Source organism: Streptomyces sp. NPDC051576, assembly GCF_040681835.1.
In the GTDB taxonomy this organism is placed as follows: domain Bacteria; phylum Actinomycetota; class Actinomycetes; order Streptomycetales; family Streptomycetaceae; genus Streptomyces.
On the sequence record NZ_JBFAZO010000004.1, the window covers coordinates 280,316 to 293,559 of the forward strand.

The 13,244-nt window shown below is 70.8% G+C and carries 13 protein-coding genes; 10 read left to right on the top strand and 3 right to left on the bottom strand.

What is annotated here, in order from left to right; genetic code table 11:
• Positions 1-56: 56 nt before the first annotated feature.
• The 6 genes from AB0M63_RS14910 (at position 57) to mscL (ending at position 5,866) form a co-directional block, all read left to right on the top strand.
• On the top strand, positions 57-1,637 hold the full coding sequence (locus AB0M63_RS14910; protein WP_355905339.1) for a potassium/proton antiporter: 1,581 nt from the start codon (positions 57-59) through the stop codon (positions 1,635-1,637).
• Positions 1,638-1,917: 280 nt separating this feature from the next.
• Positions 1,918-3,180: an MFS transporter gene (locus AB0M63_RS14915; protein WP_355905341.1), complete on the top strand. Its 1,263-nt coding sequence runs from the start codon at positions 1,918-1,920 to the stop codon at positions 3,178-3,180.
• Between the two features lie 69 nt (positions 3,181-3,249).
• Positions 3,250-3,576 (top strand): FmdB family zinc ribbon protein, encoded by a 327-nt coding sequence (locus AB0M63_RS14920; protein ID WP_355905344.1) that lies wholly within the window; start codon positions 3,250-3,252, stop codon positions 3,574-3,576.
• A gap of 100 nt (positions 3,577-3,676) precedes the next feature.
• A complete protein-coding gene (locus AB0M63_RS14925; protein ID WP_355905347.1) occupies positions 3,677-4,510 on the top strand; it encodes an S-methyl-5'-thioadenosine phosphorylase in 834 nt (277 codons plus the stop codon).
• A 156-nt stretch (positions 4,511-4,666) separates the two neighbouring features.
• Complete coding sequence (locus AB0M63_RS14930; protein ID WP_355905350.1) at positions 4,667-5,245, top strand: hypothetical protein; 579 nt, start codon at positions 4,667-4,669, stop codon at positions 5,243-5,245.
• A 159-nt stretch (positions 5,246-5,404) separates the two neighbouring features.
• Positions 5,405-5,866, top strand: a complete 462-nt coding sequence (mscL, locus tag AB0M63_RS14935) for a large conductance mechanosensitive channel protein MscL (protein WP_355905353.1) — start codon at positions 5,405-5,407, stop codon at positions 5,864-5,866.
• An 8-nt stretch (positions 5,867-5,874) separates the two neighbouring features.
• On the opposite strand, the gene AB0M63_RS14940 is transcribed toward mscL, so the two are convergent.
• Positions 5,875-6,051, bottom strand: coding sequence for a hypothetical protein (locus AB0M63_RS14940; protein WP_355905356.1), 177 nt, complete (start codon positions 6,049-6,051; stop codon positions 5,875-5,877).
• A 49-nt stretch (positions 6,052-6,100) separates the two neighbouring features.
• Between AB0M63_RS14940 and AB0M63_RS14945 the strand changes: the two genes are divergently transcribed.
• The 4 genes from AB0M63_RS14945 to AB0M63_RS14960 all read left to right on the top strand — a co-directional run bounded on the left by AB0M63_RS14945 (position 6,101) and on the right by AB0M63_RS14960 (position 10,656).
• Positions 6,101-7,303: a low temperature requirement protein A gene (locus AB0M63_RS14945; RefSeq protein WP_366019644.1), complete on the top strand. Its 1,203-nt coding sequence runs from the start codon at positions 6,101-6,103 to the stop codon at positions 7,301-7,303.
• A 59-nt stretch (positions 7,304-7,362) separates the two neighbouring features.
• On the top strand, positions 7,363-8,391 hold the full coding sequence (locus AB0M63_RS14950) for a P1 family peptidase (protein ID WP_366019645.1): 1,029 nt from the start codon (positions 7,363-7,365) through the stop codon (positions 8,389-8,391).
• A 134-nt stretch (positions 8,392-8,525) separates the two neighbouring features.
• Positions 8,526-9,752 carry an Ig-like domain-containing protein gene (locus tag AB0M63_RS14955; protein WP_366019646.1) on the top strand — a complete coding sequence of 409 codons (1,227 nt, stop codon included), beginning with the start codon at positions 8,526-8,528 and terminating at the stop codon, positions 9,750-9,752.
• A gap of 157 nt (positions 9,753-9,909) precedes the next feature.
• Complete coding sequence (locus tag AB0M63_RS14960) at positions 9,910-10,656, top strand: DUF6227 family protein (protein WP_355905368.1); 747 nt, start codon at positions 9,910-9,912, stop codon at positions 10,654-10,656.
• A 35-nt stretch (positions 10,657-10,691) separates the two neighbouring features.
• On the opposite strand, the gene AB0M63_RS14965 is transcribed toward AB0M63_RS14960, so the two are convergent.
• Together AB0M63_RS14965 and AB0M63_RS14970 are read right to left on the bottom strand one after the other, a co-directional pair.
• Positions 10,692-10,946 (bottom strand): hypothetical protein, encoded by a 255-nt coding sequence (locus AB0M63_RS14965; RefSeq protein WP_355905371.1) that lies wholly within the window; start codon positions 10,944-10,946, stop codon positions 10,692-10,694.
• A 93-nt stretch (positions 10,947-11,039) separates the two neighbouring features.
• A complete protein-coding gene (locus AB0M63_RS14970) occupies positions 11,040-13,100 on the bottom strand; it encodes a fructose-specific PTS transporter subunit EIIC (protein WP_366019647.1) in 2,061 nt (686 codons plus the stop codon).
• Between the last annotated feature and the right edge of the window lie 144 nt (positions 13,101-13,244).

Genomic DNA, 13,244 nt, shown 5'->3' on the forward strand with positions numbered 1-13,244 from the left:
CGGGAAGTGTCAAGAAAGCGTCAAGAGTTAGGTAAGGTAACGAAGTACTTGGATGCATGGCGCCGCCGCCTCGCGTCCCCTGTACGTGTGCTGTCGCCCGAGACGCGCGCCAGCCGAGGAAGGGAAGGCCACTGACTGTCCACCACCTCGACCAGCTTCTGCTCGTCTGCTCGCTCGTCCTGCTCGTCGCCGTCGCGGCGGTCCGGATCTCCTCGCGCAGCGGGCTCCCCAGCCTGCTCGTGTACCTGGGGATCGGCATCGCCATGGGCCAGGACGGCATCGGCGACATCCACTTCGACAACGCCGAGCTGACCCAGGTCATCGGGTACGCGGCCCTGGTCGTGATCCTGGCCGAGGGCGGCCTCGGCACGAAGTGGAAGGAGGTCGAGCCGGTCCTGTCGTCCGCCGCGACGCTGGCCCTGGTGGGAGTGGCGGTGAGCGTCGGCGTCACCGCCGCGGGCGCGCACTACCTGGTCGGTCTGGAGTGGCGGCAGGCGCTGATCATCGGGGCGGTGGTGTCCTCGACGGACGCGGCGGCGGTCTTCTCCGTGCTGCGCAGAATCCCCCTGCCCGCGCGCGTGACGGGCACTTTGGAGGCCGAGTCCGGGTTCAACGACGCCCCGGTGGTCATCCTGGTCGTCGCCTTCTCCACGGCGGGCCCCGTCGAGCACTGGTACGCGCTGGTGGGCGAGATAGCCCTGGAGCTGGCCATCGGCGCGGCCATCGGCCTCGCGGTGGGCTGGCTCGGCTCCTGGGGGCTGCGGCACGTGGCGCTGCCAGCCTCCGGCCTCTACCCCATCGCCGTCCTGGCGATAGCCGTCACCGCGTACGCCGCGGGCGCCCTGGCGCACGGCAGCGGCTTCCTCGCGGTCTATCTCGCCTCGATGATGCTGGGCAACGCCAAGCTGCCCCACTGGCCCGCGACGCGCGGCTTCGCCGACGGGCTCGGCTGGATCGCCCAGATCGGCATGTTCGTCCTGCTCGGCCTCCTGGTCACCCCGCACGAGCTGGGCGACGACGTCTGGCCGGCGCTGATCATCGGCCTGGTGCTGACGATGGTGGCCCGGCCGCTCAGCGTGGTGGTCAGCCTCACGCCGTTCCGGGTGCCGTGGCAGGAGCAGACCCTCATGTCCTGGGCCGGGCTGCGCGGCGCCGTACCCATCATCCTGGCGACGATCCCCATGGTGAACGGCGTCGGCGGCAGCCGCCGGATCTTCAACATCGTGTTCGTCCTGGTCGTCGTCTACACCCTCGTCCAGGGTCCGACGCTGCCCTGGCTGGCCCGCACGCTGAAGCTGGGCGAGGGGCCGGAGGCCGCCGACCTGGGGGTCGAATCGGCGCCCCTGGAGCGGCTGCGCGGGCATCTGCTGTCCGTCGCGATCCCCGCGGAGTCGAAGATGCACGGCGTCGAGGTCAACGAGCTGAGGCTGCCGGCCGGGGCCGCGGTCACCCTCGTCGTACGCGACGGAAAATCGTTTGTCCCGCTGCCCACGACGGTCCTGCGGCGCGGCGACGAACTCCTCGTGGTCACCACGGACCCCGTCCGGGACGCGGCGGAAGCGCGGCTGCGCGCGGTGGGCCACGGCGGCAAGCTGGCCGGGTGGCTGGGCACGGACACCAGCGGCGCCGGCCGTTAAGGGCATGTTTCATACGGTTCACACCTGCGCCAATCACAGGTGAACGCGCGCGTGGTGCCCCTTTTCACAGGCTGACCAGGTCATGCCCCCTGTAGGATGAAGGCACATTCTGATCGAACCAGCATCGAACCAACCCTGCCTGACGCAGTGCTGGCGCGACCGTATGGCGGCCGAATCCCTCTCCGCGTGGGCACCGGTATCTACCGCAGTTCCGCGCAAGAGGACAGTGCTCGGCGCCCCCGCACAGGGCGCGCTACCAGGTGGCAGAAAGGCACGGGCCGTGGCATCCACGGTCACCTCCCGCCCCGGTTACGGGCAGTTGCTGCGCACACGCGGCGCCTGGACGTTCCTGCTCCCCGGCTTCGCGGCACGCCAGCCGTTCGCGATGCTCACCATCTCCATCGTGCTGCTGGTGCGGCACACCACCGGCTCCTACGGCGCGGCGGGCGCCGCCGCGGCCGTCACCGGCGTCTCCATGGCCCTGTTCGCGCCCTACAGCGGACGGCTGGCCGACCGCCACGGACAGCGGGCCGTACTGCTCCCCGGCGTCCTGGCGCACACCCTGTCCGGCCTGACGTTCACGGCGCTGGCGCTCGGACACGCGCCGCTGTGGGCACTGTTCGTGGCCGCCGTGCCGACCGGCGCCTCGGTGCCGCAGATCGGGCCCATGGTGCGCGCCCGCTGGGGCGTGAGGCTCCAGGACTCCCCCCTCATGACGACCGCCGCCGCCTTCGAGTCCGTCACCGACGAACTGACCTTCGTCTTCGGCCCGTTGCTCGCGACCGCCCTGTGCACCGCCGTGAACCCGGCCGCCGGCCTGGTCACCGAGTCGGCGCTCACCCTCGTCGGCGGTCTGCTGTTCGCCGCGCAGAGGAGCACCCAGCCGAAGGCGACCGCCACCGGGCACGCACGCGTGGAGCACGTTTCCGCACTGGGCGTCCCCGGAGTGCGCGTTCTGATCGTGACCTTCCTGGGCATCGGTTCCGTCTTCGGCGGGATGCAGGTCTCCCTGGCCGCCTTCACCGAGTCGATCGGCGAACCGGGCCTGAACGGTGTCCTGTACGGCACCTTCGCGGCCGGCAACATGCTCTCCGGCGTGGTCTGCGGTGCCGTTGCCTGGAAGGTCGCCCCGCAGCGCCGTCTCCTCGTCGGCTACGCCGCGCTCGCGCTGACCGCGTCCGCCCTGTGGACCGCCCACTCGGTGCTGCTCCTGGCCGCCCTCGGCCTCCTGGTCGGCATGTGCATCGCGCCCGCCCTGATCACCGGCTACACCCTGGTCGAGGGGCTCGTCCCGGCCGGCGCCCGCACCGAGGCCTTCACCTGGCTGACCGGCGCGGTCGCCCTCGGCCAGGCCGCCGCCGTCACGGTCGCCGGACAACTGGAGGACCGCCTGTGGGGCGGCGCCGGTTTCCTGGTCCCGATGGCCGGTACGGTGCTCGCCCTGGGGACACTGGTGGCCCTGCGGTCGCGCCTCGCGACCCGGCCCCACAGCCGCACCGTGGCACGTGGCGTCGGTCACCGCGTGCCGGTGGCAGTGGACTGATCCCCGGGAATACGTCACTATGGACGCTCGTTAGCACTCATTGAGTGAGAGTGCCAGGAGGAAGACACAGTGCCGACCTACCAGTATCAGTGCACCGAGTGCGGCGAGGGCCTCGAGGCGGTGCAGAAGTTCACCGACGACGCCCTGACCGAGTGCCCCAACTGCGGTGGCCGCCTGAAGAAGGTGTTCTCCGCGGTCGGCATTGTCTTCAAGGGCTCCGGTTTCTACCGGAACGACAGCCGCGGCTCCTCGTCGAGCAGCTCGCCGGCGACCCCGAAGCCGTCGACGTCCTCGGACTCGAAGCCGTCCACCCCCTCGACCACTTCCTCGTCCTCGGACGCGAAGTCGAAGTCGTCGAGCTCGGGCTCCTCGTCCAGCAGCAGCTCCGCCGCGTAGGACTCTTCGTCGCGGGACCCTGTCGTCGTCGACGACAGGGTCCTCGGCGTTTCCGGAGCCGCCTCCTACGGGCTCGTCGGCGGCGGCTAGGGTGCTGGTCATGGTGAACGCAGAGATCGGCGTAATCGGCGGCTCCGGCTTCTACTCGTTCCTCGACGACGTGACCGAGATCCAGGTCGACACCCCCTACGGGCCACCCAGCGACTCCCTCTTCCTCGGCGAGATCGCCGGCCGGCGGGTCGCCTTCCTGCCCCGGCACGGACGCGGCCACCATCTGCCGCCGCACCGCATCAACTACCGCGCCAACCTCTGGGCGTTGCGCTCCGTCGGGGTCCGCCAGGTCCTCGGCCCGTGCGCGGTGGGCGGGCTGCGCCCCGAGTACGGGCCGGGCACGCTGCTGGTGCCGGACCAACTGGTGGACCGTACGAAGTCCCGGGCGGGGTCGTACTTCGACGGGCTGCCGCTGCCCGACGGCGGAGTGCCGAACGTGGTGCATGTGTCCCTGGCCGACCCCTACTGCCCGACCGGCCGGGCGGCCGCGCTGAAGGCGGCGCAGGGGCGGGACTGGGAGGCGGTCGACGGCGGCACGCTCGTGGTGATCGAGGGGCCGCGCTTCTCGACCCGCGCCGAATCCCTGTGGCACCGGGCACAGGGCTGGTCGGTGGTCGGCATGACCGGCCACCCCGAGGCCGCGCTCGCCCGTGAACTGGAGCTCTGCTACTCCTCGTTGACCCTGGTCACCGACCTCGACGCGGGCGCCGAGACCGGCGAGGGCGTCTCCCACGACGAGGTGCTGCGGGTGTTCGCGGCGAACGTGGACCGGCTGCGGGGCGTGCTGTTCGACGCGGTGGCCGCGCTGCCGGAGAGCGGGGCACGGGACTGCCTGTGCGTGAACGCGCTGGGCGGGATGGATCCGGGGTTCGAACTGCCGTAGTAGAGGGAGCGGGGAGGGCTTCCGGGGCGCGGAACGTCCCGTTCGGGTGAGGGAGTTGTCCACAACCGGCGGGTGACACACGGGCTCCGGCGGGCGGCGGCGCGGTGCCTCATCGTGGGACCGCAAGCCGATCCCTCGTCGCAGGTGGTGGTCCACATGTCCCTCTCCCCCTCCCCTTCGTCCGTTCCGAGCGCGCTGGGCACTGATTTCTCTCCGCGCCCGTTGGGCACCGACGCTCCGGCCACGTGCGAGGTGCCGCACTTCGCGCCCGTGCGGGTGCGCGGCGGGTGGTATCAACTGCGCCGGTTGCTACGGCATCGCAGGCGGGCCGTGGCGGCCGGGCTCGCGGTGACCGCGGCCGCCCTCGTGGCGGCGGGCCCGCGCGAGGCGGTGGAGGCGCGGCACAGCGAGCGGCCCCGCGGGCACCCGGTGGCCGATCCGGTACGGCAGCACCGGGCGGTCGAGTGGGTGTCGGCGGCGGTGCGGATCGCCGATGCCGGCACGGTCCGGCTGCTGCGGTCCGGCGACCGGGTCGATGTGATCGCCGCCGAGGAGTCGGCGGCGGGCGGTGACGCCCGGGTGGTAGCGCGCGGTGCGCGGGTGACGAAGGTGCCCGAGCCGCTTCAAGAGGCGGACGGCGGCGGGGCGTTGGTGGTGCTCTCGGTGCCGCGTGCCACGGCGGCCCGGCTGGCCGGTGCGAGTGCCACGGCACGGCTGGCGGTGACGATGTGTTGAACCGTGCTCTCCGTATCGTGAGCCGCGCCTTCAGCCGCCTGTGCGAATTCGTGTCAAGTCCCTCGTTCGAGTTACTGAATTGGACAGGATGGCCGGGCATTGACGTAGGTTGCGGAGCTGTTCGTTCCACACCGTGCGCGTGCGAGAAGAGGCTCCGAGTTGAGCGAGAAGAAGAAGGAACCGGGCGTCTGGCAGGGCTTCAAGACCTTCCTGATGCGCGGGAACGTCGTCGACCTGGCAGTCGCGGTGGTCATCGGCGCCGCCTTCACGAACATCGTCAACTCGGTGGTGAAGGGGCTCATCAACCCGGTCGTCGGCGCGATCGGCACCCAGAACCTGGACACCTACAGCTCGTGTCTGAGCGACTCCTGCTCGGGCGACAAGGGCATCCAGTTGATGTGGGGCTCCGTCCTGGGAGCCACCCTCAGCTTCGTGATCACCGCGGCGGTCGTCTACTTCCTGATGGTGCTGCCGATGTCGAAGTACCTGGCCCGGGTGGAGGCCCAGCGCAGGGCCAAGGAGGGCACGCACGAGGTCATCGAGATCACCGAGCTGGAGGTGCTCAAGGAGATCCGCGACGCGCTCGTCGCACAGCGCGGCGACGGGCACCGGGAGCAGTAGCCGACGGCTCAGATGTGGTGGGGCGGCTTCTCGTCGAGGAAGCGCTTGAGATCGGCGGCGCCGTCGCCCTCGGCCCGCTCGCCCCACCCGCGATCCGTGTCGTCCGAGGAGGGCCGGCTCAACGGATCGTCGAAGACCAGCGCGGGCTTCGGATCGCGCGGCTCGGGGGCGGGGGCGGTACTCATGCCTCCAGGGTACGGCCCCGGGTGGACGTCATCTGCTGTGCTTGGCCTCATGACGTCCGAAATTCAAAGACCCCTGCGTCCGCTCACCGCCCGCGGCCGGGACGAGTCGCACCGGGTCGCCTCGCCACTGGAGCTCTTCTTCGACCTGTGCTTCGTCGTGGCCATCGCGCAGGTGGGCATCCAACTGGCGCACGCCGTCGCCGAGGGGCATGCGGGCGAGGGCATCCTCAACTACGCGATGCAGTTCTTCTCGATCTGGTGGGCCTGGATGAACTTCTCCTGGTTCGCGTCGGCGTACGACAACGACGACGTGCTGTACCGGATCGTCACGCTGGTGCAGATCGCCGGCGTCCTGGTCCTCGCGGCCGGGGTCGCGCGAGCCTTCGAGCAACACGACTACCTGGTGGTCTGGCTCGGCTACGTGATCATGCGGCTGGCTATGGCCACTCAGTGGCTGCGGGCGGCACGGAGCGCCACCGGGCCGGAGCGGACGATGGCATTGCGGTACGCGGGCGGCGTGCTGCTCTGCATGGTCGGCTGGACGGGACTGGTCGTCCTGCCGGAGCCGGCCCGGGGCTGGGTGTTCCTCGTGATGGTGATCGCCGAGCTGTGCGTGCCGCGCTTCGCGGAGAAAAACTTCCCTACGCCGTGGCATCCGCACCACATCTCCGAGCGGTACGGGCTGTTCACGATCATCGTGCTGGGCGAGACGATCGCCGCGGCCACGGTCGCCGTGAAGTCGGGGGTGGACGAGCACGACGCGCTGGGCGAGCTGCTGCCCATCGCGGCGGGCGGGCTGCTGATCGTGTTCGCCGCGTGGTGGATCTACTTCGTGGTGCCGATCCACGGACACCTCCGGTCCAACCAGCAGGCATTCCTGTGGGGCTACGGCCACTATCTGATCTTCGCCTCGGCGGCCATGATCGGCGCCGGCCTGGAGGTGGCGGTCACCCAGGCGGTCGGCAAGGCACACATCTCCACCCTGTCCGCCTCCGCCGCGGTGACGCTGCCGACGGCCCTGTACCTGCTCAGCGTCTGGGCCCTGCACGCCCGCCACTACAAGGTGGGCATCACCCAGCAACTGGTGCTCCCGCTGGCCGCGTTGCTGGTGATCTGCTGCACGTTCCTGGGCTCCTGGGCGGTACTCGCGGCGGGCCTGGTGTCGGCGCTGACGGTCGCGGCCGGGGTGACACTGACAGCACGCACGGCAGCCGGGCAGCGCAGGGAAGAGGCGACGGCACCGGCGAGCTGACGACGAACACCAAGCCGACCGCCCCCGGATCCGACCCTCGTTGGGCAAGACTGAACCCCATGACAGTTGACGCGTTGACGGACGTGGCCGGCGTGCGGGTGGGGCATGCGACGCGGTCGGGAGGTGGGTGGCTTACCGGTACCACCGTTGTGCTCGCGCCGGAGGGTGGGGCGGTGGCTGCCGTGGATGTGCGGGGCGGGGGGCCCGGGACCAAGGAGACCGACGCGCTCGACCCGCGCAATCTGGTGCAGCGGGTCGAGGCGATCGTGCTGACCGGTGGGAGTGCGTACGGGCTTGATTCCGCGTCCGGGGTGATGGGCTGGCTGGAGGAGCAGGGGCGCGGGGTGCGGGTCGGGGTCGATCCGCTGCATGTCGTGCCGGTGGTGCCCGCGGCCTGTGTCTTCGATCTGGGGCGGGGCGGCGACTTCAGGGCCAGGCCGGACGCGGCCACAGGGCGGGCCGCGGTCGAAGCGGCCGCGATCAGCGGGCCCGGGGTGCGGGTGCGTGAGGGGTGCGTGGGGGCCGGTACGGGCGCCGTGGTCGGGGCGATGAAGGGCGGGGTCGGGACCGCGAGCATCGTGCTGGAGTCCGGGATCACGGTGGCCGCGCTGGTGGTGGCCAACGCGGCGGGGTCGGTGATGGATCCCGAAACGGGTGTCCTGTACGGGGAGTTGTTCCAGGGACGCGTGACCTGCCCGGAAGCGCAGGTTCACGAGGCCGCGCGTCGGCGCCTCGCCGAGACCGCCGCGAAGAACACGCCTCCGCCGCTGAACACCACGCTCGCAGTGGTCGCCACGGACGCCGAACTCACCAAGGCGCAGGCGCAGAAGCTGGCCGGCACGGCGCACGACGGCATCGCGCGCGCCGTACGGCCGGTGCACCTGCTGCACGACGGGGACACGGTGTTCACCCTTGCCACCGGAGCCCGCCCGCTCGACGCCGAGAACCCCCTCGCCCTCAACGACATTCTCGCGGCCGGCGCGGACGTGGTGACCCGCGCGATCGTGCGCGCGGTGCGGGCCGCCGAGTCGGTGGACGGGCCGGGCGGGGCGTGGCCGTCGTACGAGGAGTTGTACGGGAGGCGGTAGGCGCCCGGTGTTTGTCGCGGTTCTGTCACCGGATGGCGTCCGTGGGGAACGGCGGGAACCCGTGCGGGGGTGTGGCCCCTCTTTGTCCACGCATCACAGCGGATCACGCACACCACACGAACCTGGAGCAGCCCGTGACAACGCCGGACATAGCAGCGCGGCGCGTACTGGGGGCCATCGCCGCCCTGGTGGTCGGCACCCTCACCCTCAGCGCGTGCGGCGGCAACGCCAGCGCGGACACCGACACCAACAGCAAGGGTGGCGGCGGGACGTCCGCCAAGACGTCCACCGCGAAGATCGTCATCTCGGCGAAGGACGGTTCGACGAACGCGTCCATCAACGCCACCGGCGTGCGGGTCAGCGACGGCACGCTGACGGACGTGAAGATGACGGTCGCGGGGTCGGGGCAGGCCGTGGACGGCGCGATCTCCGCGAACGGCTCGAGCTGGAAGCCGAAGGAGCAGCTGGAGCGCGGTACGAAGTACCAGATATCGGCGACCGCGAAGGACTCCAGCGGCAAGACCTCGGCCGCCAACTCCATCTTCACCACGGTCACTTCGAGCAACAGCTTCATCGGGACGTACACGCCGGACAACGGGACGACGGTCGGTGTCGGGATGCCGGTGTCGTTCAATTTCGACAAGGCGATCAGCGACCAGAAGTCCGTGCAGTCGCACATCACGGTCACGTCCAGCAGCGGGCAGCAGGTCGTGGGGCACTGGTTCGGGGCGCAGCGGCTCGACTTCCGGCCCCAGGACTACTGGAAGGCCGGTTCCAAGGTCACGATGAAGATCGACCTGGACGGCGTGGAGGGCGCGAACGGCGTCTACGGCGTGCAGAAGAAGACGGTGACCTTCACCATCGGCCGTTCGCAGGTCTCCACGGTCGACGTCAACACGCAGACCATGACGGTCGTGCGGGACGGGCAGACCCTCAAGTCGCTGCCGATCTCCTCGGGCAGCCCCGAACACACCACGTACAACGGGCAGATGGTGATCTCCGAGAAGTTCACCCAGACCCGGATGAACAGCCAGACGGTCGGCCTGGGCGGCGAGTACGACATCCCGGACGTGCCGCACGCGATGCGCCTGACGTCGTCGGGGACGTTCATCCACGGCAACTACTGGTACAGCAGGTCGAACCCGCCCTTCGGGCAGACCGGCACCAGCCACGGCTGCGTCGGACTCGCGGACGTACAGGGCGCGCAGGGCGCCACGAACGCCAAGTGGTTCTACGACAACTCCCTCATCGGGGACGTCGTGATCGTGAAGAACTCCCCCGACAAGACGGTCGCCCCGGACAACGGGCTCAACGGCTGGAACATGGCGTGGAGCGAGTGGACCGCCGGAAGTGCCGCCTGACCGGCGGGTTTTGACGGATCTTCGGGCCGCGCGGGAACATCTCGCGCGGCCCGCGCGTTTTCCGGGCATACGTTTTCTCGGTTCCCGGACATGATGTCCGACCGAGGGGCTACGGTATGCACCCACAAGGTGACATGCAGCAACGCCGGGAGAAGCCTTGAGCGTTCCGTACGACACGGCAGCGTACGAACCACCCGAGTCGCCCGAGTCTCCGGAGGAGCACCTCGCGCGGCTCCTCGGTCGTGCCCTGAACTCCTTCGAGCTGCCGGACGAGACGATACGGCGTCTCGACTGCGCGCTGGCGCACGACAGTTCGCTGCACTCCGCGCACCACAGCGCCGGCCTGCACCGGGAGACGTACCGGCACACATGGCTGCTCGCCGACGGTTCGGCCCTGACCCTGTGGGAGCTAGTCCACAACACCGTGCTCGGCCGTGAGGCTCAGCACGAGGTGTATGTCGACGAGGAGGAGGTGCGGGCCGCGACCGCGCGCCTGCCGCTGCCGCCGGACGCACCGGACTTCGAACTGCCGGTGCTGGTGCACCTGTCGACGGTCCCCGAGCCCCGGCACGCGTATCTGGCGGACCACTCCGCCGACCACGCGCGCCGTTTACTGCGCCGGGCGGAGAACCCGGACCGGCCGGACGACGAGACCGCCGCGCTGCTGGCGACGGCCTTCGCGCACCAGATCACCCAGGCCTTCGGCCGCCCCTACCGCGCGGGCCGTCCCGCGCTGTCCTTCTCGCTCTACGAGCACGCGTTCCTGCTGCGCGACGGCGCGGAGATCTCCCTGTGGGAGGTCGAGCACACGGCGACACCCGACGGCCGCCACATGTGCGAGGTGTACGCCGACGAGGACGCGGCCCGCGACGCGATGGAGCGGCGGGCGGCGCAGGTCTCCTAGGACCTGGCCCTGGCCCCGACCTTCGGGCCGCTGCCTCAACGCCCGTCGCTGAGCTGTCGTACCAGGCCCGCGAAGGCGTCGCGCTCGGCCGGGGTCAGGTCGACGGACTCCAGGTGGGGCGCGGTGGCGCGCTGGTTCGGAAGGCCGTACAGCGGGTGGGCCGCGTGCCACACGGTGGGCTCCGCGAGGGAGCGGCGCAGGATGCGCGTCAGGCCGAACACCCAGGCGACGGTCGCCAGGGCGAGAACGGCCACACCGGTCAGCTGGAGGATCGAGACGTGCTCAGGCATGCGTTCCAGTAGACACCACGGTCCGGGACTGTGGTCCCGGACCGTGACGTATCTCGCAGTTGCCGTGAACACCTCACAGCGGCCCAAAAGAGGCTAGGCGGCGACCGGCTGCTTCGCGTCCGCCGTGGGTGCCGCCATGTCGTCCGGCGTCCCGGCGGCCGTACCGCCTGCGGCCGGCTTGCGCATGCCCTTCAGTGCGACGACCAGGCTCGCCGTGACGCACATGCCGATCGCGATGGCGATCAGGTAGAGGAACGCGTTGCCGATCAGCGGGACCACGAAGATGCCGCCGTGCGGGGCGCGCAGGGTCGCGCCGAAGGCCATCGACAGGGCGCCGGTGATCGCGCCGCCCACCATCGAGGACGGGATGACACGCAGCGGGTCGGCCGCCGCGAACGGGATCGCGCCCTCGGAGATGAAGGAGGCGCCCAGCACCCAGGCGGCCTTGCCGTTCTCGCGCTCGGTCTCGGTGAAGAGCCTGCCGCGCACGGTGGTGGCCAGGGCCATCGCCAGCGGCGGGACCATGCCGGCCGCCATGACCGCGGCCATGATCTTCATCGCCGAGTCGCTGGGGCTGGAGACCGCGATGCCCGCCGTGGCGAAGGTGTACGCGACCTTGTTGACCGGGCCGCCGAGGTCGAAGCACATCATCAGGCCGAGCAGGGCGCCCAGCAGGATGGCGTTCGAGCCGCTGAGGCCGTTCAGCCAGTCGGTCATGCCCTTCTGCGCGGAGGCGATCGGCTTGCCGATGACCACGAACATCAGGAACCCGACGATCGCCGTGGAGATCAGCGGGATCACCACCACCGGCATGATCCCGCGGACCACCGCCGGGATCTTCACCTTCTGGATCGCCAGCACCACACCACCGGCGATCAGACCGGCCGCGAGGCCGCCGAGGAAGCCGGCGTTGATGGTGGAGGCGATCATGCCGCCGACGAAGCCGGGCACCAGGCCGGGCCGGTCCGCCATGCCGTAGGCGATGTAACCCGCGAGCACCGGGACAAGGAAGCCGAAGGCGACGGCGCCGATCTGGAACATCAGCGCGGCCCAGCTGTCGGTCTGCGTCCACACGAAGTGCTGCATGACCGAGGGCGCGGACTTGATCTCGTAGCCGCCGATCGCGAAGCCGAGGGCGATCAGCAGACCGCCGGCCGCGACGAACGGGACCATGTAACTGACGCCGGACATCAGCCACTTGCGCAGCTTGGAGCCGTAGCCCTCGCCCGGCTCGCCGCCGCGCTCGACGGGGGTCGCGGCGCCGGAACCGGCCGTCACCTCACCCCGTTCCGCCTTGCCGCGGACCTCGGTGATCAGCTCGGCGGGGCGGTTGATGCCCGCCTTGACGCCGACGTCGACGGTCGGCTTGCCGGCGAAGCGGTCCTTCTCCCGTACGGGCACGTCGTGGGCGAAGATCACGCCGTCCGCCGCCGCGATCACCGCCGGGTCGAGCCGGGTGAAACCGGCCGAGCCCTGCGGCTCGACGACGAGTTCGACGCCCGCGTCCCGGCCGGCGTTCTCCAGTGACTCGGCCGCCATGTAGGTGTGCGCGATACCGGTCGGGCAGGAGGTGACGGCGACGATACGGAACGGGCGGTCGTCGTCGGACTCCGGTGCCGCCGGTGTCGTGGTGCCCGTGGCGGCGTCGGCGGAGGCCGCCGCCGACGTCGCCACGGAGTCTGTGGTGCCCGCAGCCCCGGACTCGGACTCGGGCTCGTCCCCACGGATCAGCGCCGCCGCCGACTCCGCGTCGCCCGCCGACCGCAGCGCGGACGTGAACTCGGCGTTCATGAGCTGCCGGGCCAGCGCGGACAGGATCGTCAGATGGGCGTCGTCGGCCCCGGCGGGCGCGGCGATCAGGAAGATCAGGTCGGCGGGGCCGTCGGGGGCGCCGAAGTCGACACCCTCGGCGCTGCGGCCGAAGGCGAGCGTCGGCTCGGTGACGTACTCGCTGCGGCAGTGCGGGATGCCGATGCCGCCGTCGAGGCCGGTCGGCATCTGCGCCTCGCGGGCCGCCACGTCGGCGAGGAAGCCGTCGAGGTCGGTGACCCGGCCCTGGGCGACCATGCGCTCGGCGAGGGCACGCGCCGCCGCCTCTTTGGTATCGGCGGACAGGTCGAGGTCGACCAGGTCCGCGGTGATCATCTCGCTCATCGCGGGCTCCTTCGCACGCGTATCGCCCGGGAACTGCCGTGGGCGGGGGTGGGGACGGGGGTACAGCTGGGTGTCGCGGTGGTGCGGGTGGTGGCGGAGGCGGAGGCGGGGCCGGGGAGACCCCGCCTCCCCCGGGTCGCGGCG